The sequence below is a fragment of the Flavobacterium sp. I-STPP5a genome, from assembly GCF_009764685.1.
Taxonomy (GTDB): Bacteria; Bacteroidota; Bacteroidia; order Flavobacteriales; family Flavobacteriaceae; genus Flavobacterium.
The window spans coordinates 1-23,188 of sequence record NZ_VHLM01000010.1; the positions used below are offsets into that span (position 1 = coordinate 1).

Annotated in this window: 20 protein-coding genes; 11 read left to right on the plus strand and 9 right to left on the minus strand. The window is 33.7% G+C overall.

The genetic code is table 11. The annotated features are described in order from the left end of the window. Both FJV36_RS01460 and FJV36_RS01465 read left to right on the plus strand, forming a co-directional pair. Positions 1 to 422 (plus strand): integrase core domain-containing protein (locus tag FJV36_RS01460; RefSeq protein WP_158728935.1); only part of this gene is annotated, 422 nt, incomplete at its 5' end. A 28-nt stretch (positions 423 to 450) separates the two neighbouring features. Continuing rightward, positions 451 to 1,071, plus strand: coding sequence for a S8 family serine peptidase (locus tag FJV36_RS01465; RefSeq protein ID WP_255470317.1), 621 nt, complete (start codon positions 451 to 453; stop codon positions 1,069 to 1,071). 94 nt (positions 1,072 to 1,165) lie between these two features. Here the strand turns inward: FJV36_RS01465 and FJV36_RS01470 are convergent, their stop codons facing one another. Beyond that, complete coding sequence (locus FJV36_RS01470; protein ID WP_158728937.1) at positions 1,166 to 2,104, minus strand: hypothetical protein; 939 nt, start codon at positions 2,102 to 2,104, stop codon at positions 1,166 to 1,168. A 516-nt stretch (positions 2,105 to 2,620) separates the two neighbouring features. Between FJV36_RS01470 and FJV36_RS01475 the strand changes: the two genes are divergently transcribed. The 9 genes from FJV36_RS01475 (at position 2,621) to FJV36_RS01515 (ending at position 11,053) form a co-directional block, all read left to right on the plus strand. Beyond that, positions 2,621 to 3,064 (plus strand): GNAT family N-acetyltransferase, encoded by a 444-nt coding sequence (locus FJV36_RS01475; RefSeq protein WP_158728938.1) that lies wholly within the window; start codon positions 2,621 to 2,623, stop codon positions 3,062 to 3,064. Positions 3,065 to 3,075: 11 nt separating this feature from the next. Further along, positions 3,076 to 3,504 (plus strand): hypothetical protein, encoded by a 429-nt coding sequence (locus FJV36_RS01480; protein ID WP_158728939.1) that lies wholly within the window; start codon positions 3,076 to 3,078, stop codon positions 3,502 to 3,504. Between the two features lie 129 nt (positions 3,505 to 3,633). Further along, positions 3,634 to 5,100 (plus strand): lipopolysaccharide biosynthesis protein, encoded by a 1,467-nt coding sequence (locus FJV36_RS01485; protein WP_158728940.1) that lies wholly within the window; start codon positions 3,634 to 3,636, stop codon positions 5,098 to 5,100. Between the two features lie 218 nt (positions 5,101 to 5,318). Further along, complete coding sequence (gene dut, locus FJV36_RS01490; protein ID WP_158728941.1) at positions 5,319 to 5,753, plus strand: dUTP diphosphatase; 435 nt, start codon at positions 5,319 to 5,321, stop codon at positions 5,751 to 5,753. Between the two features lie 95 nt (positions 5,754 to 5,848). Then, positions 5,849 to 6,859 (plus strand): sugar phosphate nucleotidyltransferase, encoded by a 1,011-nt coding sequence (locus FJV36_RS01495; protein WP_158728942.1) that lies wholly within the window; start codon positions 5,849 to 5,851, stop codon positions 6,857 to 6,859. Between the two features lie 112 nt (positions 6,860 to 6,971). Further along, complete coding sequence (locus FJV36_RS01500; protein ID WP_158728943.1) at positions 6,972 to 8,321, plus strand: lipopolysaccharide assembly protein LapB; 1,350 nt, start codon at positions 6,972 to 6,974, stop codon at positions 8,319 to 8,321. Beyond that, positions 8,321 to 9,106, plus strand: coding sequence for a DUF4292 domain-containing protein (locus FJV36_RS01505; RefSeq protein ID WP_158728944.1), 786 nt, complete (start codon positions 8,321 to 8,323; stop codon positions 9,104 to 9,106). The genes FJV36_RS01500 and FJV36_RS01505 overlap by 1 nt, the downstream gene beginning before the upstream one ends. Positions 9,107 to 9,166: 60 nt before the next feature. Continuing rightward, positions 9,167 to 10,384 (plus strand): murein hydrolase activator EnvC, encoded by a 1,218-nt coding sequence (locus FJV36_RS01510; protein ID WP_233264563.1) that lies wholly within the window; start codon positions 9,167 to 9,169, stop codon positions 10,382 to 10,384. A gap of 249 nt (positions 10,385 to 10,633) precedes the next feature. Next, entirely contained in the window at positions 10,634 to 11,053 is a 420-nt protein-coding gene (locus tag FJV36_RS01515) for a DUF2452 domain-containing protein (RefSeq protein WP_158728946.1), read from the plus strand. A 225-nt stretch (positions 11,054 to 11,278) separates the two neighbouring features. Here the strand turns inward: FJV36_RS01515 and FJV36_RS01520 are convergent, their stop codons facing one another. The 8 genes from FJV36_RS01520 to FJV36_RS01555 all read right to left on the minus strand — a co-directional run bounded on the left by FJV36_RS01520 (position 11,279) and on the right by FJV36_RS01555 (position 22,952). Continuing rightward, a complete protein-coding gene (locus FJV36_RS01520; protein ID WP_158728947.1) occupies positions 11,279 to 13,126 on the minus strand; it encodes an RNA-binding domain-containing protein in 1,848 nt (615 codons plus the stop codon). 363 nt (positions 13,127 to 13,489) lie between these two features. Beyond that, entirely contained in the window at positions 13,490 to 13,924 is a 435-nt protein-coding gene (locus FJV36_RS01525) for a hypothetical protein (protein ID WP_158728948.1), read from the minus strand. Next, a complete protein-coding gene (locus tag FJV36_RS01530) occupies positions 13,924 to 14,412 on the minus strand; it encodes a helix-turn-helix transcriptional regulator (RefSeq protein WP_158728949.1) in 489 nt (162 codons plus the stop codon). The genes FJV36_RS01525 and FJV36_RS01530 overlap by 1 nt, the downstream gene beginning before the upstream one ends. 2 nt (positions 14,413 to 14,414) lie before the next feature. Further along, complete coding sequence (locus FJV36_RS01535; RefSeq protein WP_158728950.1) at positions 14,415 to 14,930, minus strand: hypothetical protein; 516 nt, start codon at positions 14,928 to 14,930, stop codon at positions 14,415 to 14,417. Positions 14,931 to 15,125: 195 nt separating this feature from the next. After that, complete coding sequence (locus tag FJV36_RS01540; protein WP_158728951.1) at positions 15,126 to 18,563, minus strand: DEAD/DEAH box helicase family protein; 3,438 nt, start codon at positions 18,561 to 18,563, stop codon at positions 15,126 to 15,128. Between the two features lie 115 nt (positions 18,564 to 18,678). After that, positions 18,679 to 20,316, minus strand: coding sequence for an ATP-binding protein (locus FJV36_RS01545; protein WP_158728952.1), 1,638 nt, complete (start codon positions 20,314 to 20,316; stop codon positions 18,679 to 18,681). Between the two features lie 24 nt (positions 20,317 to 20,340). Then, positions 20,341 to 21,480 (minus strand): restriction endonuclease subunit S, encoded by a 1,140-nt coding sequence (locus FJV36_RS01550; RefSeq protein WP_158728953.1) that lies wholly within the window; start codon positions 21,478 to 21,480, stop codon positions 20,341 to 20,343. Beyond that, complete coding sequence (locus FJV36_RS01555; protein WP_158728954.1) at positions 21,477 to 22,952, minus strand: class I SAM-dependent DNA methyltransferase; 1,476 nt, start codon at positions 22,950 to 22,952, stop codon at positions 21,477 to 21,479. Before FJV36_RS01555 ends, FJV36_RS01550 begins: the two co-directional genes overlap by 4 nt. Between the last annotated feature and the right edge of the window lie 236 nt (positions 22,953 to 23,188).

The window sequence follows — 23,188 nt, forward strand, 5'->3', positions numbered from 1 at the left end:
GCAGAATATTAAAAGATTTTTTCTCTTTTTCTATAAAACAAGACAAAGTAATCGCTTTTCTTTCAGATTTATTTTTGGAATACCAATACCCTGAAAGTGTTGTGATAAGAAGTGATAATGGAAGTCAGTTTATTGCCAAAAGTGTTCGAGAATACCTTGGACTCATAGGAGTTCAGCAAGAATTTACACATGTAGCAACACCCGAAGAAAATGCGCATATTGAGGCCTATCATGGAATATTAAAAAAAGAAGTGTTCCAAAGAGTTGATTATAGAACTTTTGGAGAAATTGAGCTAATATTAAAAAGATATGTAATCTTCTATAATAATACTAGGCTACATGGCCTTTTAGGACATATAACACCAATAGAGAAATGGAACCAGGATAAGCATCTAATTTTAATGAAAAAATTAACCGCATAAATAATAATCGAAATTTAGAATAATACTCTTGTTTTATAGGGGTCAAAACAATAATGGTGCAAAAGTAATCAACATGTCTTTTGGAAAAGAATTTTCGTTGTACAAAAACAGGGTAATAGACGCTTATAAATATGCCGAAAAGCATAATGTTTTGCTGGTTCATGCTGCAGGGAATAATAGTTTTAATGTTGATGAAAATCCATATTATCCTAGTGATGTTGATTACGAAAACCCAGATGAAGTTGTAGAAAATTTTATAACTGTAGGTTCCATATCACAAAAAACAGACAGTAGTTTTGTGTCTAAATTCTCTAATTATGGCAAAAAAAATGTGGATTTATTTGCTCCCGGAGATAAAATTTATACCACCACTGCAGGAAATAGTTATGCGTATGATTCAGGAACTTCACTAGCAGCACCTATGGTTTCTGGAACAGCGGCTTTGATTTGGTCGTATTATCCTAAACTTAAGGCTAAGGAAGTGAAGCAAATTATACTAGAATCCGGAACTGCTTATGACATTGAGGTTTTGATCCCAGGCGGTGAAGGTAAAAAAGCTAAATTTTCTGAACTCTCTAAATCGGGGAAAGTATTAAATGTCTATAATGCGATGCAACTCGCCGAAAAATTGAGTAAAAAGAAACGATAATATCTTGTTGAAAGTTGAAACAAACTTTTGAAAAGCTTAAAATGGGTTTAACGTAAAGTTGAACCCTTTTAAGTTTTTAAGACTAAGAATACTGCTAGAAGCCAGTTACTTCAAAAGTACCTTTAGTAGCAGCATGCAAGAGTTGTCCATTATCATAAACCTGCAAGTCCAATTCACCTTTAGTTACTTTTAGACCGTTAATCATAACATGTTCTTTAATGGTAAAACTCCCTGATGTTTGGAATTTTTTCCAATCCTGGGGACGAATCCACAATAGTTGAGTAGCTCTAAAAATTCCAGTATATTGCTCAAGATCAATTCTATTTTCTATGGTGTTTTGGTCAAAAGTATAGGTTCCTTTATCAAAATTCCACAAATCTATTTTCGATTTAATAATGGCACGGTATCCGTTATTTGAAAAAAACCGAAAACTATACTGGTTTGCTGGTAAATTAGGATCGTGTGATCCTGCATTAAAGTTAGTAGCAAAAGTTAAATTATTTGTTTCAAAATGTAAATCACTTGTAAAACTAGTACATGTTGTTGCTTTTACTTTGTTAGACATTATTTTTCCGTTAATTTTCTTTCTTTTTTGAGGAACGTCCAACATTGGAGTATTTGTCTCAACTTTTACTAATTCTCCAGAAAAATTAAAACTTAAATTTTTGCTTGATTCGTCATAAACAAAGTTGTCAACAGTAAATAGTCCTTTAAGGTTAAAATCGGGAGTGTCAAATGGACTAGTACTTTCGCCAAATCTAGTATAACTTACTTTTCTAAGGATCCCTTTTTTTGTTATCGACAATTCAAAAATAAAATGAGGTTCGTTTTTTCCCTTATCATAAATGAGTGAAACGAAAATAGAATTACAATTTTCATTGACGACAAATGATTCATTTACGATTTTGAATTTTTCATTCTCAATTTGAAGATCTATAGATTGTTCAATGACTTTGTTAGTTTCTTCGTCTTTGTTGCAAGACAAAAACAGTATAAAGAAAAAGGGGATTAAAATTTTAACTGAAAATTTCATTAGGTTGTTTTTAGGTAAGGTTACTTTTATTTTAAGTATTTTCTTTGAGGTTGTGTCAAGAAAAGACCTTATTTTGTTTAAATTTTAACTCTTAAAGTAGTTAATTTGCTTCTGCTTTCATTTTGAGCAAACCCAACACTTAACAACAGCAAGACCACGAGATTCATAATTTTATTTTATAAAAGGTAAGATTAGTTTTCTTTAAATCAAAAAAGATGCCAATTTTCTCATAAATTAATTTCTGTAAAACTAGCTTTGTAGAGTTGTGTATGCAAATACTTGTTATCGGAATTCCGTGAATTCCACGAATATCGATATAGAAATATTTGCAAATCAATATTTTAAAAAATACAATTTTAGCCATGAATGCAAGCTATAAGCTGTTGTTTCAAGAGTTTCGCTATACATACCACTTATTTATTTTAAAATTTTCGATTAGATTTCTCAAAAATTCATCCCATCATAACTTTCAATCTTATTCCTTTTTCTCTAATTTTACATTTTTGAAAAGCAAAGATGAAATTAGAACTTAAAGAACTTACTACCAAAGAAGAAATGCTATCGCAATATGCTGTCATGTTGCATTTGTATACTAACTTTACTTACGAAAAATACGAGGCGTATCTCACTGAGATGATTCCGCATAACTACAAACAAATTGCTGTTTTTGAAGGCGATGTTTGTGTAGGACTTTCTGGTTTGTGGTCTGGAACGAAGCTTTGGTCGGGCAAGTACCTCGAAATTGATAATTTTATCGTTCACCCTGACCATCGTAAAAAAGGAATTGGCAAAATAATGACTGATTATGTAGATGCAGTAGCCAGAGAAACAGGCTGTACCATGATTGTACTTGATGCATTTACGGGTAATTTTACAGCGCATCGTTTTTATTACAATCAAGGATACGCGCCTAAAGGATTTCATTTTTTAAAAATTATTAACGAAGACGGTTTAAGCTAAAACGAATTAGTATGAAAACAAGCTTTGTAAATATCCTATTTATAATGTTCGTATGTAGTTTTATCTCTTGTGGAACAAATCAAGATATTCAATCGCACTTTCCTCAAAAAATAAAAAAAACATTTGTCCAAAAAAACACTTTTTTTATAGAGTTTGATCAACCATTGTCAGCAAACTTACAACTCATTTCAGTTCATTATAACAAGCAACACGCAGCTTTGCAAAGTGCTTCACAGTTATCGTTCACAGGACTCTTGAAAGCTACTGCAGCACCCACTGATCTTATTTTGGACGCAGATCCAGCCAAAGAATATGGCAATAAAGCACCCGCAATATACCAACCCCAATTTAAGCTAGAACCTAACCAAGCCGTTTTAGAATATAAATTAAATCACAAAACGTATTTTTACAAAATACAAAATGTGGTGATCCAGCAATAGCTTAAATAAGAACCGTTTTAGAAATGCTATACATCAAGCGGGTGGTAGACTAAAACAAAACCTTACCTCAAGCAATTTCAGCAAAGAATTTCTTATTTTTGTCGCTTTAATTTTAACATACATATCATTTTGGGATTATATAAAAGTCTTTTTAAACAAACAGCTATTTACGGTCTAGCTACGGTTATTCCCAGGATGTTTAGCTTTTTTTTAGTACCCTTGTACACAAAATACCTACCTGTAGAAGAGTTTGGTAAAGTGTCTATGATTTTTGCTTGGCTTATTATTTTTAATGTTGTTTTGTCCTATGGTATGGAAACCGCTTTTTTTAGGTTTTACAATAAAGAGAATGATAAAAAATCAGTTTTAGAAACAGCCTCAGTATCTATCTTTTGGACCTCCTTATCTTTTTTATTTTTAGCGCTACTGTTTCGCAATAAATTAGCCCTTTGGTCAAATATAGATGTTCAATACATCACCTATACCATTTGGGTTCTTGTACTAGATGCGCTGGTGATTATTCCGTTTTCTAAGTTAAGAGTACAACAAAAACCGTTGCAGTATGCCGTTATAAAAATAGGAAACGTAACAGTCTATCTTTTGCTCAATTTGTTCTTCTTGATTTATTTGCCTTACTTGGCAGAGTCAAATCCAGGTCATTTTTTTAGTACGCTATACCAAGAAGAGTATCAAATAGGCTATATTTTTGTGTCAAATATTGTAGCCAGTTTGCTCACTTTTGTAGTATTGTCACCTGATTATTTAAAACTAAAATGGCATTTTGATTACCAGCTTTGGAAACGCATGATGCAATACGGAATGCCTATTATGGTAGCCGGACTTGCATTTGCCATTAACGATCAGTTTGACAAAATTTTATTGGGAGAACTATTGCCAGCCAATATTGCCGATGCAGAGGTTGGAGTATATTCCGCTTGTTACAAACTCGGTTTGTTCATGGTCTTGTACCGTACTGCCTACACCTTAGGTATCGAACCTTTCTTTTTTAGCCATGCTGATAGTAAAGATGCACCACAAACCTATGCCACAATAACCAAATATTTTGTCATTTTTGGGTCGTTCATATTACTCTCCGTTATCGTTTTTGCCGATGTTTTAAAGGTAATCATGATTCAGGACGAGTCCTATTGGGAAGCTATGAAAGTAGTGCCATTAATTATTTTGGCTAATTTTTTTCTTGGCATTTACACCAACCTCTCCGTTTGGTACAAACTCATTGATAAAACGTATGTAGGCGCTTACATCTCAATCGTAGGAGCCATCATTACACTTGCGTTAAATTATCTGCTAATCCCAACCATGAGTTATTACGGATCGGCCATAGCCACCATAGCCGCTTATGGTAGCATGATGACCATCTCTTATTATTTCGGAAACAAATATTACCCCATACCGTATGACAGCCGTAAAATTTTTATGTATCTCATAATTTCAATTGGTTTTTCAGCGATTTCATTTTACGGATTCCGTGAGAATTATTTCGTAGGAATCCCGTTATTGCTCGTGTTCCTTTATTTTATATACCACAACGAAAAAGAATTATTAACCCAAATACTAAAACGTAAAGCAAAGTAGTATCAAATTTTCTAGGAGCTTATCGCGCCCTTCGTTTCAAGCTTTTTCCTAAAATTGTTTTTTTCTACGGCTCAAAAGGAGCTTCTTGCAGTCGCTCTTTTCACCCTCGAAAAAAATACAATTTTATAGAAAAAGGCTTTCCACTTCGGTCACGGCTAAAAAGCGCACCTCCTAAAAAAGACAATCTGATCCTGAAAACTAGCACAAACAAATACATTATGAATATCAACATCATCAACAAATCACAACACGACTTGCCTAGCTATGAAACAATCGCCTCGGCAGGAATGGATTTACGAGCCAATATAACAGACGCAATTACCTTAAAGCCACTAGAGCGAACCATCGTAAAAACAGGTCTTTTTATAGAACTACCTATTGGGTACGAAGCGCAAGTAAGACCACGCAGCGGACTAGCTGCAAAAAATGGCGTAACTGTATTGAACGCACCCGGTACTGTAGATGCGGATTATCGTGGAGAAATTGGAGTTATTTTAGTAAATTTATCCAATGAAGATTTTACCATTCAAAACGGAGAACGCATAGCACAATTAGTTATCGCCAAACACGAACGCGCCGAGTGGTCTGTAGTTCAAGAATTATCAGAAACTTCTAGAGGTGAAGGTGGTTTTGGTAGTACGGGAGTAAAATAAAGCCCCCTTACCCCCGAAGGGGGAATTGATAATTACAAATAGAAACAATATAAATTTAAATCCTACTTACCCCTAGTAGTAGTTAGGGGGCTCATATGAAAATAATCGTTCCTATGGCGGGTCGTGGATCACGCCTTCGCCCACATACATTAACCATTCCTAAACCATTAATTCCTGTTGCGGGCAAACCTATCGTACACCGTTTGGTCGAGGATATTGCTGGAGTTTTAAATCAACAAATTGACGAAGTAGCTTTTATCATTCATGAAAGTTTTGGTCAAAAAGTGGAAGAAGAACTTTTGGCTATAGCCCAAAAACTTGGTGCTAAAGGAACTATTTATTATCAAAACGAAGCCTTAGGAACCGGTCACGCCATTATGTGTGCCAAAGAATCTTTGAGCGGACCAGCGGTAATTGCCTACGCAGACACCTTAATACGTGCCAAGTTTGACTTAGACACAACTGCTGATAGTGTAATTTGGGTAAAACAAGTAGACCAACCAGAAGCTTTTGGTGTGGTAAAATTAAATGCGAACAATGAAATCGTTGAGTTGGTTGAAAAACCAGAGACTTTTGTTTCAGACTTAGCGGTTATCGGGATTTATTATTTCAAAGATATTGCAGTACTTAAAAACGAACTGCAGTTGGTACTTGATAATAATATCATTCACGGTGGCGAATACCAAATCAATGACGGAATCAAACAAATGATGGCCAAAGGCATGAAATTTGTCCCTGGTAAAGTTGAGGAGTGGATGGATTGCGGTAACAAAAACGTTACGGTAGAAACCAATTCTAGAATGTTAGGATTTTTACATAAAGATGGTGAATCCTTAGTTGATGAAAGTGTAAAACTAGAAGACGCAACTATTATACCACCTTGTTATATTGGTAAAAACGTAGTGTTGATTAATGCCACTGTTGGCCCAAATGTTTCACTTGGTGATGGTTGTCATGTGGTAAATAGTACGGTAAAAAACAGTTTGGTACAAACGCATTCGCATATAAAAAATGCCGTTTTAGACAATGCCATGATTGGTAATTACGCTAGTTTTGATGGTAATTTTACCAGCATCAGTATTGGGGATTATTCTGTTTTAGAATAAAAAAAGCACCAGCGTTTTACAGGTTTTAATTTTTTTTTAAGCTGTGAAACGCTGGCTAAAATATTCAATGTGGTTTTGTACTAATTGTGATATAATTGAGTTGTAATAAGATATGAAAAACAAAGCTTTTTTACTTTTTATACTTGGAATTTTAGGATTCCCCGTATTGCTATGCGCACAAACAGAACCCGAAGAAATAAAGCTTGATACAGATCAATTTCAAGAACTTTTTTATGAATCGTTACTTCAAAAAGGGATTGAGAATTATGACAAAGCTATCGTTGCTTTAGAAAAAGCTGATAAATTTAAACCTAATGATGCAACCGTTTATTTTGAGCTGGGCAAAAATTATTTAGCCTTAAAAGACTATCAAAATGCCTATTCCTCATTTGAAACGGCTACCAAGCTTGATCCTAAAAACAGATGGTATTGGATAGGGATGTATGATGTAAGTTATGAAACTAAAAACTTTACTCAAGGTATAACAATAATTAATAAATTGATAGAATTTGACCCTAAATATAAAGAAGATTTAACGTCACTTTATATGGGTACCAATCAATTTGAAAAAGCATTGGCACTGATTCAAGAACTTAATGAAACGGTAGGAAAAACAGATAGAAGAGAATTGTACAAAAGCCAGATCTTGGCACAAGGAAAATATCAAAATCTAGAAATCAATAATCTAGAAGAACAAATTGTTAAATATCCACAACAAGAGTCTAATTATATCAGTCTTATTTTTTTGTATACCAAGAACAATGAAGATGCAAAAGCATTTGAAATTGTAAAAAAGTTAGAAAAAGCAATTCCAAATTCAGAGTGGGCTCAAGTCAGTTTGTTTAAAACATACCTTGACGGCAATGAAGCTCAAAAAGCCATTACGGCCATGAATGTAGTTCTAGCAAGTTCTAAAATTGACTCAAAAATCAAGCACAGAATCTTAAATGAATTTTTAATTTTCATACAAAAAAATCCACAGTACGCTCCTGATTTAGAAAAAGCAGTAGCCACGTTTAATAATGATACGAGTGTGGATGTAAACAAAGAAATTGGTAAATTTTTTCAAAATAAAAAGCAGTGGGATAAGGCGGTATTATATTATGAAAAATCAGCTCAAAGAGGATTGGGTGATGTTCTTGAGACTAATTTACTTTTGTTTCAGGCGTACGTGGAGCAGAAAAATTTTAGTAGCCTTGCACCCAAAGCCGAATCTTTGATAGAAACCTATCCGTCACAAGCACAGTTTTATTTTTACGCCGGATTAGCGTACAACCAGTTGCAACAATTCAAGAAAGCAAAGGACTATTTAGAAATGGGCATGGATTATGTAGTAGAAAATAAGGAACTTGAAATCAATTTTAATAAGCAACTAGGAGAAGCCTATAATGGTCTAGGTGATTTTAAGAAAAAAGATTTATTTTTCTCAAAAGCAAATCAATTATTAAAAGAAAAAAAGTAATGAAAAAAGGAATATATGTGGTTTTATTGGCGCTTGTAATGGTTTCTTGTAAATCTAAGGCCGTTGCAGTAGCCACAGTAAAAGAGCCGCTTGCTGAGACAAATGTCATGACGGCCAAAAAAATTATAGAAAACCATTACAACAATAAAACCGATTTTTCAACCCTGTACATCAAGTCTAGTGCAAGGTATAGTGACGACAAACAAACTCAAAATGTAACCGCCGAAATTAGAATCAAGAAAGATGAACAAATTTTAGTAAGCATTCGATTTTTAGGAATCACTATGGCCAAAGCTTTGATAACTCCTACCACAGTGAGTTATTATGAGAAAATAAATAACAGTTATTTTGAAGGTGATTTTAGCAGCTTAAGCCAATGGTTAGGAACTGATTTAGATTACTCTAAAATTCAAAACTTGTTGTTAGGTCAGGCGCTTGATGACTTGAGAAAAGGCAAATACACTGAAACAATTTTAGACCAAAGCTTTAGACTAGATGCTGTTACAAATGAGAATACACAAAAATCATTTTTCTTAGACAACGATCAGTTTTTAATTCAAAAACAAGAAATTACGCAAACTAAAGAAGAGCGTATGATAAAAGTAGCGTATCTAGGCAATAAAGAAATTGGCAATATGAAACTGCCTACAGCCTTATTGATCAATACTTTTCAGAAAAAAGGAACTACAGAAATCAATTTAGAATACAATTCGGTTTCTTTTAATGAGGAACTTTCTTTTCCATATAGTGTACCAAATGGGTACAAAAGAATTTTAATTAAGTAAATTAGCAAAAATATTTTTTATCTCATGCCAAAATATATCCTAAGCCTAATTTGTATTTGTATGACTTCATTATTGTGGAGTCAAGAATCTCAGCAAGAAAAATTAGAAAAACGCAAAGCACAAATTCAAAAAGAAATTAAAGAAAACGAAAAGCTATTACAAACCGTAAAGAGAAAAGAAAAATCTGCGGTAAATGTAGTAGTGATTCAGAGTACGAAAATTAAGCTTAAGGAGAAACTAATTAATACGACTCAAAAGCAAACTAAATTGCTTAAAAATGACATGTATATTAATCAAGTTCAGATTAATAAACTTAAAAAGGAACTTAAAATCCTAAAAGAGGATTATGCCAAAATGATTGTCAAATCCTATAAAAGTCGTTCTTCTGAGAGCAGAGCTATGTTTTTACTATCATCTGAAAATTTTCTTCAAGCGTATAAAAGAGCGCAATACATGAAGCAGTATACCGGTTATAGAAAAATGCAAGGCGAAGAAATAAAAACAAAAACCGATAAACTAGCAGACTACAATCAGAAATTAGACATTCAAAAAACGGCCAAACAAAAGTTGATTGCCGAAAATGAAAAAGAACGTCTGTCACTAGAAAAAGAAAAGCAAGCGCAGTTAAAACTAGTAAACACACTTAAAAAAGACAAAAATAAGATTGCGCAAGAAATAAAAAAACGTCAGCAAGAGTATAGAACCATTGACAGACAAATTAATAGGTTAATTAGAGAAGCCATTGCCGAGGCCAACAGAAGAGCTGCATTAGAAAAAGCAAAAGCCAATCCAAGTGCACCAGTATCTAAAGCTGCCGTGTCTTCATCAAAAATTGAGTTGACCCCCGAGGCAAAATTGATTGCTGATAATTTTAGGTCCAATAGAGGTAGGCTTCCTTATCCTGTAGAGAAAGGTTTCATATCGTTAGGATATGGAAATCAAACGCATCCTATGTTTAATACCATCACGGTTCATAATAGCGGAGTTGAAATTACAACTGATAAAGGAGCAAATGCGAGAGCTGTTTTTGGTGGAGAAGTAACAAGTGTTATTGTAATATCTCCAGTTAATAAAGCTGTTATGATACAACACGGAGATTATTTTACGGTGTACCAAAATTTAAGTTCCGTTTCTGTGAGTAAAGGGGATAAAGTTAGTATCAAGCAAAGCATAGGTAGGGTACGTACTAATGGGGAAACGGGAAAAACCATAATTAAATTCTTAATCCTTCAGAACACAACTTATAATAATCCTGAAGGTTGGCTTTCAGCAAGATAAATTATTTTTTAAATTTTATAGAAAACACTATTGAAATCCTAGGAATTCAATAGTGTTTTTTTGTTACCGTTAATTGCTCGTAACTATTTTTGGTAAGTTTGAATTTTGCATGGTAGGTTTGTGATTTTTGTTTAACTTTGCACAGAAAATATTAAACAAACAAAGGTGTTGAAATTTATTTTGGTACCCCAAACAATAATACAAAACCTTCAATAATAGTAATTTGAAGAGTTGAAAATTATAAAAAACATGGAAAATAAGAAACCAGATAACGTTGTTTACAATCAAGAAAAAGGATTCAATGCTAATGTATTGCCGTATGCTACAAATGTAGGTGCGCCAGCAATACGTGTGGATGATGTAGTTTCCTGGAAAAGTAGAGGTATTGATAATGTAAACAAAGAGCTCGGTAATAAGTTTAACGAACTCAAATTACAGTACGAAAAGTTAATGCAAGAGTATGAGTGGAATGAATTGGTGTATAGTGCTAAATTTTCCTTTGAACCTGTGATAGGTGAAATTTATCATTTATACAGAGATGCCGAAGGAGTGAATTTCCTGTCCTTAATAGGTCCTAATGAGTGGAACAAAGAGCACATAGGTAGTTTTAAGCTCAATAGCGACAAGAAATGGATTGTGTTGCATGATGCAAGCTCTAGTTTGTTTTAATGCTGTAGGGTTATCTGTAGGGTATTAATATAATATTTTTTACCAATTTAAAAAGGAGCCAAAATTTAAAAATTTTGGCTCCTTTTTACTTTTGTCTATACAGGAAAATTGGTAAATCATATAGTTTTTTTAACGTTATGAAATCCCAAGAAAAAAATGTAGATTTTTTTTAAATTTTAATAAAGCCTAATGAAGAATGAATTACTAATAATTTATTAAAGAACTTTAAAAAAGCTTGTTCTCTATGGTAAAGTCAAAATTAAAAGTGTAATCATTTTTGCTACCCTTGATTAGTATTTTTTGCTCTTCGAGATTATTACAAATACTTCTTACTTTTCTTCCTAGTGTTTCGTATGTTTTGCCTACTATTTCTTTACCATATAAACGACGGTATACCTCAGGTGTGATTTCAGCAGCTTTTAATGACTTTTGATTGTATTTTGAATAAAGGTAAATAAGATTTAAAATATGCTTAGCGACTTTGTCATAATGGATATAGTCGTTTCCTAAAGCAGTAATAAACTCTTCAGTAAAATCAGTTTTTAACAATATTCTATCTAAAACATAAACAGGATTTTCCTCAGTACTAATATGATGTTCAACAATTAGTTTTCCTTTTTTCAAATCTTGTAAAACAGTAAAGTGATTATTACTTTCTGTTAGTAAAATAGAAAATACTCTTTTTTGATTTACTAATTCTGATTTGTAAAAATATGCTAGAACGGCTTTGTGCTCAAAGGTTAGCTCGCTTTTTAGTTTTGTAGTTAGATAATAATTAAAACCCTGCAGCCATGTTTCTATACTTTCATCTACTAGTTTGCCAGAATGAATTTTTAAACTAATACTGTCCTCTTTAATTTCGTAAGTAGGTAAATCAATTTCATTATCTAAAGCAGCATTAACTAGGGATGCCATTCCTCGGCCCTGACTTTCAATTTTATCAAAAACTTTTAGGACTGACGCTAGTTTTGGGTTTTTACTCTCGGGAATCCCAGGGACTAATCTGCGAACAGCAATATCTGTTTCTGTGTGTATAATTTTAATTTTTTCTTTAAATGAACCTGGGTTCTTGATTTCAATATATTGATTAGGCTCAACAGTGACCGTAACAAAACTATCAATAGTATAGTCTCGATGCGCTAAGGCATTGTTAATGGTTTCTCTAATTAGTTTCTCTGGATATTCAGGTTCACTCTTACCTCCTTCACGAATTGTTCTGTTAATCTTGATATGACCCCAAATATATCTAAACGTATCTTCCATTAGATTGATAACATCATTTCGAAACATTTTTTTATCTTTTCCAATGTCAACACTGGTATCATAGTAACAATTAACTTCAACTCTTGAACCTAAAAAATGAAAAGGTTCCTCTCCGCAAACTAACATACCCAGGGTAGTGATCCAGTCTTCTTTGATAAAATGCTGCTTGCTTAAAAATGATTTTGCCTGATCAGGACTTGCCTTTAAAGTTTCGTTTCTTATTTCTTTATTAAGTAGGTTGATGTAGTAATTAATTTTATCTAAACTTAAATCATCAACTTTTGCCTCTTTGACTTTAGCTAATTCTTTGGCATATTCGATTTCTATTTTATATTCCTTTTGTCTTTGTATTTTTGAAGCTGGAATTACTTTGTCTTGCGTCAATTTTCGTTCGTAATAAGAATCATTATAGCGTAAAAACTTCTCATCGTCAGGTAACGAATAAACTGCTATTATAGCAATTTCTCCATTTAGAAAGTTTTCATAATCAAAACAGATATAATTAGATAAATCGACAAATTGATCTTGGTCGTTTTGAAAATATTTCGAATGTAGATTGATCAAATTATTTTCGTTATTTCTATTAAATCCAGTAAAAGAGTAATTCTTATCACGTTCTCTAATACCACAAATAACAATTCCTCCATCTGTATTCAAAAAAGCACAAATAGTTTCGTGAAGTGATTTCCAGTCCCCTTTAGTTGATAAATCTTTTAATTCTACTTTAGATTTTTCAACATCGATAAATACTCCACTTTGAATAGAGTGGGCTATTGTATTTATGGTTTGGGTTATAAATTCTGATTTCATTCTTTTACTTATTTGTAATTGATATAAAATTACTGTTTTTTATTTATATGTAAACTAGTATTTATTAGCTTAGGTCTGAATAGACAAGATACTCAACATTAAGTTCTAAATAATATCAACTTTTTTCTATTTTAAAAGTTGATACAATTTCAAATAAATATGGGATCGAGCACCTTCTGAACAATTGAAAATTCCTAAAACTATTATAAAACAAAAAAGCCACTCAATTTCTTGAATGGCTTTTTAAAAGCTCCCCCTCTTGGGCTCGAACCAAGGAGAGTTGTACTAGCTATATCAAGACTTTACAAGTTTTAATTTATTTATGTTACCGAATTGTATGCCTTTTTTAATATTATTTTTAATTTATTTGTAATCAAAAATTGCATCTTCTGGAACCATCTGTGCTACATTAAGAGTAGGTAGGATGTATTTGTTGAAAATTGTTCCTTCTGTTTTAGTATGTAAAATTCCTCTCGTAGTTCCTACGGTTATCATTGCCATATGAGCGATAAAAGCACTAGGAATAACAATTTCCTCGTTTATAATTAAATTATTGAAAGATTCAATTTCGATCTCAAAATTACAATTTACTTGAATTGTAATGAAAGGCTTCTTTTTTATTTCGAAAGTAAATTTCATTGAGATTACAAAATCTCTTTCCTCTGTATTTAAGCCGTAAGATAAATTGGTCTCTAAATTAATCTTTCCTTTGTCAAGATGATTTTCTTCAAACAAAGCAAATTGTTCAGTCTTAATACCTTTAATGCTAAATTCTATTTCTTTCTTATTGTTTTCCATTATCTAGCAATAGCAAATTTGTTTCGAGGTCTTGAATAAGGAATCCTTTTATGCACAACCCTCATTTGGGTTCTTATCGTTAAAGGGCTTTCTTCTTTATCGGTTCTTAAAATAATCTCTTTTATTAATGTTGTCGGCACTGATTTTATTTGAGTGGCAGAGGTTTTAATATCTGTTACTGGTTTGTAATCAATAATTTCCATTAATGAAATATCTAACGCACTTTCAAGTTTACTTATCGTTTCAAAAGTTAAATTTTGTTGTCCTTTCAGAATCTTATTCACTTGTTGTGCTGAGACTTTCATTTTTTGCGCCAAGTCTTTCTGTGACCAACCATTCGCTTTTAATGCCTCTAAAACATTGACAGCTACCATTGCGGATTTATCTAACCAGCTTTTATTGGCTTTATAATATAAAAACTTATCTAGCCAGCTAGACTGTTCGTTAGACACCAGTTTTTGGAAATTTTCTAAATTTTTGGTTTTCATTTTTAAAGAATTAATTCATAAAAACTATCTGCATCATAAACTCCTCCTTCTAACAAATAATTTCTACATTTTTCAACTGTAGTTTTCTCTTTTTTTGTTAATTCACTTTGTTTCATTTTGTGTACAAGTTTTATTGCTCCACCTGTAATAACATAATGATTGGGTTCAATTTTGATGGCGTATAATCTTATCCAACGTTGTTTTAATTTTTGTTTAGACAATAGTGTTTCGCGGTATTCATTGTCATCTAAATTTTGGAATAATTCATCAAGTTGTTTATTGGTATTTTGTATGAGCTCAAATAATTTTTCTTGTATTTGTTCAACCTCTTTTAAAGTAATATTTACTGCTTCTTTTACTGATGTGACATTAAAGTAAGCCAGGTCATCTTTGTGTTTTTCAAAAAACTCATATAAGTATTTTATATCCATCCATGCGGCAAGATTTCGTTCAAGCTCATCTTTAGAGCTAAACTTAAATGCCGTTAATCCTGGTACAAATGTATTAATTATTTCCATTAAATCAACTTATAGGTTTGTTTTTTAGCAAAATTATATGATTTTAAAATAGTATGGAAACTTAGTTATTAACATAAAGTATTGTTTCTTCCTCATTTTACCTTATGTTATTCACAAAAACTTTAAAAACAATGGTTTTAGGATATTTGTAAAACCATATCTGTTTTCCAAACAAGGTTTTTATCTCTAGTCACTTTACCCGATTATAGCATTCTCACTGATTTTTTCTATTATACTGATCACTTTATGTGCATCGCCATCTTCAAAAAGTCCAAGTAAACCTTGGTCATTTGCATCTGTAAATGGTGATTCAAAGAGCATACTAGGTTCTATAGTGCCGTTTTTAGTTAGGTACGAAATGATGTTTTGAATAAAGGTTATTTGGTCTGCTCTTAAGTTTCCATTGCTTAGAAAGTCTGCAAAAGCTTCTTGTGCTGCTTTTACATCTAGACCAATGATGCTTCTTATGAATATGCCAAGTGGCTCTTGCCCGTACTCCTTAACAAAATCTTCTCTTGTTCCTCTTTCTCCTCCATCAAAAAGTAAATCTTCTAATAGTTTGAGTTCTTCTGCCGTAATTGGGAGATTGGTTGCTAATTTAGAAATTGTAAGTTGGTACTTATTCTCTCTAATATAGCTTTCCACTCTTCTCCTGTAGGGTTTTCCGATGGTAGAGGATAAGGCAGGTTCATTGACAGTCATAGTAATTTCTGAGTCTTCAATGTTTGAGTAGATTATTTCCTTACTACTTGTTTCCAAATAAATAATTAGCTCTCTTAATTCCTCTCTGATGCTATCCAGTTTCTTTTGTGAAATACCTTTGTAAAAGTCTGGCTTCTTTATGCTTTCTATCAGAGGTTTGGATCGAAGTACTACAGGTATGGTGTATTTTTGGCTTAAACCTTCTGCAATGTCAATCAATCCCTCTTCGAACTTTTTCTTGTTTCCTGACAACATTAATGTAGCCATTTGTAGCTTTAACATCATCAAATCAAAACGTCTGGCTGCTTCGTTAATTGTTTCTGCAATAGGGAGGTCTGAGAGGTTTTCTTCTATAACGTGAACGTCATTACTATCTAGATTGTTCCAGCGGCTTCTAACTTTAAATTCGTCAACGTAACGTAAATTCATAGCAACCTGAAATCTGTTTTTGTCTAGTGAGTCTATTGACTTGTGTAAAATATCCCTCAAAGAGTGGGATAGTTCTATATCGCCTTCTTCACCCGTTTCTACCAGTAATCTGCTCAGGTGCATTCTGGATTCAAAAATTTGTTGAGTAATAGGTTTGCTTGTAATGGTTTCCTTTCCTTGTTTCTGTACTTCGAAAAACTCAAAGTTACCGCAAACGTCAAAGATCAAGAAATGTTCTTTGGGTTGATTTGGACCAAAAACATCAGGACATAATCTAGTTCCGCGACCTATCATTTGCCAAAACTTAGAATAGGAACGCACTACCTTAAAGAACACTAAATTTAGTACTCTTACAGCGTCAATACCTGTATCCATCATATCTACTGATACTGCAATCTGAGGGTTGTTTTCCTTGTACTTATCGCAAAAGGAATCAATTAAGCTCTGTGCATGAGAAACCTCGTTGTGTATCATTGAGATAAAACCTGAAGGCATTGCCGGGTATCTTTCCGTAAAACAATCTACAATGAATTTGGCGTGTTTCTGATTTACTGCAAACAAGATTGTTCTCCCTAGTTTGTCACCACCTTCAATCTTTAAACCATTTTCCATCAAGGCGTCTAGTACTTTGTTAACGGTGTCTTTGTTAAACAACCATTTGTTCATGGCACTGGCTCTTATCTCTTCAGGAAATAAACCTGTTGTTTTGTCTTCAAAGGTTTCCTCATACTTTTCTTTTTCTTTATCGGATAGGTCTTTGTACTTAATTCCTTCTCTAAGAAAATTAGTTGTGATGTCTATGTTTTTATAGGGTGTCAGATATGTTGGTGTAGCTTGATGAAGCTCATACAAGAATGTAGGATCCTCATTACTGCAGCCAAAAAGCTCAAAAGTATTGTGGTCTATTCCGTCTTTAGGTGTAGCGGTCAATCCCACTACGGTAGCATCAAAATAGTCGAATATAGCTTTGTATCTGTTGTAAATAGAACGGTGCGCTTCATCTACAATTATTAAATCAAAATGTCCTACGCCATAAAAACGCTCTTCAGCATTCCGAACATTATCGATCCTGTTCATCATACTAGGATAGGTACTAAATACTAAGCGAGTAGTGTCATTCTCCTTCTCTTCCGTTAGGTCTATAGCAGATGAGTCTGGTAAGTATTCGCTAAAATTATTTTTAGCCTGTCTTACTAATGCATTTCTATCAGCAAGGAATAGCACTCTTTTTACCCAATTATTTTTGAATAATACATCTACTAATGCTGCGGCGGTTCTCGTTTTACCACTTCCTGTAGCCATGACTAACAAGGCTCTTCTTTTATTCCCACAAATGCCTTTTGCGCCGTCGGTTACTAGTGTTTCTGCAACTCTTTGAATAGCTTCTAGCTGGTAGGGTCTTCCTGCAATATCTGTATTGACCGTTGCTTTACGAAGGTCTTTTATCGTTACTCTTTTCTGAATTAGCCATTGTAATTCTTCTTTGGTATAGAAGCCATATACTCTTCTAGGAGAACTATAAAAGGTGTCTTCCCATATTTTGGTTTCATAGCCGTTGGTATAGAAAATTACAGGTCTTTGTCCGTGCATTTGTTCTAGACAATTGGCATATAAAGTTGCTTGGTGTTTCCCAACTTCTATGTCTTTGGTTGTTCTTTTAGCTTCTATGAGTGCCAATGGTTTGCCGTTGTCATCCCATAACACATAATCTACAAAGCCATTTCCTCTTGGATTGTCTGCCGTAAGAGGCATTCCTTTTACAGGATATTCTAATTCTCTGCCTTCTGATAAATTAAACCAACCCGCTTCTTTCAGATCAACGTCTATAAGATGCTGTCTTGTTTGGGCTTCGGTAAACTCAGTAGCAATAGGTTTTAAACGAGCCTGTTTTTGTTTTTTAAGCTTAACAACGGCTTGTTGTGTTTGCTGTTTATAGGCTTCTAGGGTTGCTTCACTTTCTTGAGCTTTAGCCAGAATAGCTTCTTTCTCTTCTTGGAGTTTAGCCACTTGATCTAGTAGCAGTTGCTGTGCATTTTCCTGTTCCTTTTGTAACTCCTTTAACTTCCTTTGCGTTTCTCCTAGTTTAGGAATTAGGTGCTCGTTAAAAGCTGCAGGCAACTCAGGAATGGCTTTACTGTAATTTTGAGCAAACCACTTCAGGAAATCATAACTATACCTGATACTTATACTCGCATCTTTATTTGTAATACGTTGCCCATAATGAGCTGCATTGTTCCCTGTTTTCCTAACAATATGTAATCCTTCACTAAGATGATTAGGGATAATATTTTTAATAGCTTCTTCATTCATCAAGTTGATGAGTTCCGTGTTAAATGGTTTTTCTATATGCTCTAAATCATAGATTAAGTACATACACTCCTCTAACATCAAACGACAATAACTGGCAGTAGAAACAGGTTCAATATTTACCCTTTGCTCTGCTGTTTTCATCTTTGTATATAGTGATAACCATTCTTGTTTTAGAAAAGTAAAGTTGCTCATGAAATAAATAATTCTATTAATACTGACGACTTCTATTATTTTAACGTTGCTGTTGTAATATGTTTTTACGGGTGTTTTATCAACAATTTATCAACATTTAAGCTTTATTTCATCACTAATTGTTGATAAAATATTTAGTACTTTTCCGTTCCCCTTCTTTCGTTAACAAGCCTTTATCTAACATTTCGTCTAATTTTGCTTTTAATGTACGTTGCTTTATCTCCTCGCCAATCCTTCTATTAATTTCACTGATTGAACTTTTCGGATAGTTTTTTAAATCTTCGTAAATGAGTTCTTGCAGACGATGGGGTTCAATTCGTTTTAGATTAGTCTTTTCGACAAAATCATTACTTCTTAAGAACTCAGGGTTAACATAGTAAAGTGTTCCTTTTGTTTTTCCTTTAGAAAGAATTAATTCAAAATCTAATAATCGACCAATCCAGATATGTAACCCATTAGGTTTATTCACATTTAAGATTGTAGCTAGTTCTATGGCAGATACACCATCGTTTTGAGCTATTAAACCTAATGCTATTAATTCCCTTTGTCTAAGCTGTAGCTCTTTTGAAGCCTTATCCATTAATCTTAAAACTTCATTGTTTATGATTTGTTTCTTGATGGTAACAACAACTCTATCGTCACCTTCGAAGACCAATGGCACTTCTTTACCATTACCGAGTAATAACTCATATACTTTGTCATAACCACTTCCTTCTTTCTCCATTAACTTTAAATCGTAAAAAAGCTTTGCTAGTAGGGGGTTTCGTTGTACTGATTTGGTTAAGATGTTTTCAGGAGTAACACCAAGAGGTAATAATCCAGGGCTGTGTATTTCAAGACGATCATTGTACAAATTGATAAAGATGTCTCCACGCATTGAGTAATTGCGGTGCGCAAAAGCATTTGCGATTAACTCTCTAATTACTTCTGGAGGATAATTGTAAATGTTCTTTCTAAAAATACCATCAGAAACCTCTACAAATTCGTTCCAGTCTGGTATTTGAGTCAATAAATCATTAATGAGTTCTTTAGGGTTTTGTGCGTAATCATCCCAGACTTTTTTAAACACTTTTCGTTCGTCTATATCGTATTTTATAAACTGAACTGATGGAGGATAATGTATTACAGCTCTGTCTTTTCTGTTTCCTATCCAAAGAATTCCTAGATTAGTTAGAATTCCGTTATTTGTTAAAAAGTAATGGTCAACTATTTCTTCATCGTGCATCTCTTTTATAAACTGACTCACTCTTTCGGAAGAACGGATGTCCTTTAGAAACTGATTTAACTTAGAGACGTCGCATTCAGACAATGGGATTTTTTTAACGGTCTTGTCTTCCCAAACAAAAGCGTTTTTTTCTGCAAACAAACGTTCTATGTCATCAGAGAGGATAGGTTTGCATTGATCGGAAACTCGCATATAATACTTACCGTCAGTGGTACAGGCGATAGATTGACTGCTTCTGAAAACAGTTAGTTCTATGTATTCTCCACCGTTTTCTGATTGTATTATTTTTGGCGCAATTCCAACATTTAAGGCTAGAGCAGGTATTTTTATCTGAATAGCCTCAATTAGATCTGGATTTATTTTTTGAGTAGGTTCAGGTGAACTTTGGTTGTCTTCTATTCCTATTAGAATTTTTCCTCCAGAGCTGTTAGCAAAGCATACGCAATCCTTAGCTAACTCTTTCCAATTCGCCTTTTTGCCTTCAATGATAGAAAGTGATTTTTTATCTAAAATACCGTTCTCCTTCATAATACTTTTTTTGATGCAATTAGTTTACAATTCTCCTTTAAACGCCTTTTGCAATAGGCTGTTAAACAACTCCTCTGATTTTATTAAACTTGCTTGTGCTATGGCTTTCTGTTCTTGTATCAGTGAAAGACGTTCTGCAAATTGATTTTGTAGTTTCACTGGAGGAATGACTATTGGAAGTTTAATGATGATATTTTTATTAAGATTAGCCATTGTCACTCCCTGTGCTTTCTCGTATAATTTTTCAACTGTTGAACGATGTGATAATAACCAATAACAAAAAACTACATTGATGTTTTCTTTAAATCTCAGATATAGGCTTCCTGTTCCACAAAAGGACTTCTCCCTATCGACAACACCAATTTTGCTTAAATCTCCCCTACGCGCCATCACAATATCTCCTATATTCAAATGGTAATTTGGCAAAGAGTCGTACTTCTCATCTGTAATTTTAACTGAAGACTTATATTCTATACTTCCTTTCTTAATATTAGTAGGGTTAATTAAAGGAATTCCCTCGTCTACATAATCTGACATGTGTAATTGAGAACCAAAAGGACCTATTTGGATTTTTTTACAATAATTTCCCAGAATATCAACTGGCCACCCCTTAGGATTACTCACAGGATCTCCAAACATATCCAAGAAAAGTGCCTGTGTGAGTTCGTCATACTTAGCAATTAATGCTTTGTCGTTCTGTCTCACGGCATCTGCGGCATCAAGAATATTGGCTATTTTTTGTTGTTGTGGTAATGGGGGTAGGGGGATTTTGATGGTTTCTAATGATGACTTAGTTAATTTCCCTCTTGTTGCTCCATTAATGTACAAGTTCAAATCAGTATGATTCAAATAATACATCAGATATTCTAAAACTAAATTCTCTTTTGCAGTTAAGACATGTGCATGATTGTTGACCCATACTTTTTCATTGTATAAAACAGCACACCGTTGATTAAATCCCCAACTTCCTCCATCTTCTGCTACGCAAAGAATCTTCTCATCAAAAATATACTCATCAATATATCCCATTATGTTATTTGCACCAATGTACGGGTATAATGGTTTTGACTCTTTTAATTCTCTTTGAGAGGAATTTAAAGGTACCCTCTTATTGTCTAAGTTATTTACTATCTCTTTTAAAGAAACTAAATTCCACTTACTCATTTCAACAAGTTTTCTAAGATTAGTAACTTTTGTTTATTCTCTTCTTGAAGTGTTTTAATGTCTTGTATAATTACGGCTGGTTTCGCATAAGTCACTTCCTCATACACCACCTCTTTGTAGCGGTTAATAGACAAGTCCCAGTCGTTGGCTTTGATGTCTGCAAAAGGAACTAAAAAGCTTTTATCAGTGCGGGATCTCTCGGTCTCTTTATCTAAATTATGGTAACGACTTATAATGTCTGCGATGTCATTGTCTTTGGTTTCTGCACGTTTGTCATCAAGTGTATATCCATCAGCTTGCATGTCATAAAACCAAACTTTATCTGTGCCACCCGTTCCTGTTTTGGTAAAAAATAATACGGCTGTACTTACTCCAGCATAAGGCTTGAACACTCCGCTTGGCATAGAAATTACGGCATCAAGTTTGTGGTTTTCTATGATTTCTTTTCGTATTTGTTTGTGGGCGTTAGAGCTTCCAAACAGCACGCCATCTGGCACGATTACGGCGCATCTACCGCCTGTTTTCATCATGCGTAACATAAGTCCTAAAAACAGTAATTCAGTCTTTTTAGACTTCACCATTTTTAGTATTGAACTTTCTACACTATCATAGTCTAAGCTCCCTTTAAAGGGAGGGTTTGCTAGTATAAGTGAGAAACGTTCTCGTACGTCACCATTGCTTTCGCTCAGGGAATCTTTTCCTATAAGAGTAGGGTTTTCTATCCCGTGTAACTGCAGGTTCATGGCACCAATACGCAACATGGTACTGTCAAACTCAATCCCGGTAAACATATCGCTGTTGTAGTGTTCTCTAAACTGTTTTTCATGAAACCAGTCTGGGTGCTTCTCGTGTATGTATTCCCCTGCCGAAACTAGAAATCCCGCCGTTCCTGCAGAAGGGTCGCATATCGTATCTTCCTTAGTAGGTTGTACCATATCGACCATCATTCTTATAATATGCCTTGGGGTTCTAAACTGTCCGTTAGTTCCTGCTGTAGCAATTTTAGAGAGTAGGTATTCATAGACATCTCCTTTAGTATCTCTATCCTCCATCTTGATCTTGTCGATCGTCTGTACCACTTGGTCTAGTAGTCTTGGAGTAGGAATCATAAAGGTAGCTCCTTTCATGTACTTAGCAAAAACACCTACTTCGCTGCCTACTTCTTTCATGTGGTCAAAAACGCTCAGTCCGCCCACACTTGGTCTAGTGAAAAGGTCAAACATGGCTTGTGGCTCAATATTCTTAAACGAACTCCACCTTAATTCTTGTTGTTCAGCAGTAAAAAGTACGTTGGCTACAGGTTGCTTAATTAGACTTGCTTTTTTCTCCTCCAGTAGTTGTGTCTCGTCTAGCCTTCGTAGAAATAGCAAATAAGTAAATTGTTCAATCACCGTCATTGGGTTAGAAACTCCTCCTGTCCAGAAGGACTCCCATATCTTATCTACTTGCCCTTTAATTTCTCCTGTAATCATATTGTTTTGAGTATGCTATTTTTTAATTGTTAACCCTAAAAATAGGGTTTAAAGGCGTAAATATACAGAAAGTAGGGGGTAAAATGATGTATACTTCCCACTTTAGTTATTGCTTATTTAAACTTCTCCACTTCTATTTTGGATCTTAATTAATCAGGTTTATACTGATAGCAAATAGGGGTAAAGAAACAAGTTTTAACTTACAATGGCAATACCCACTTTTAGTGATATCTAAT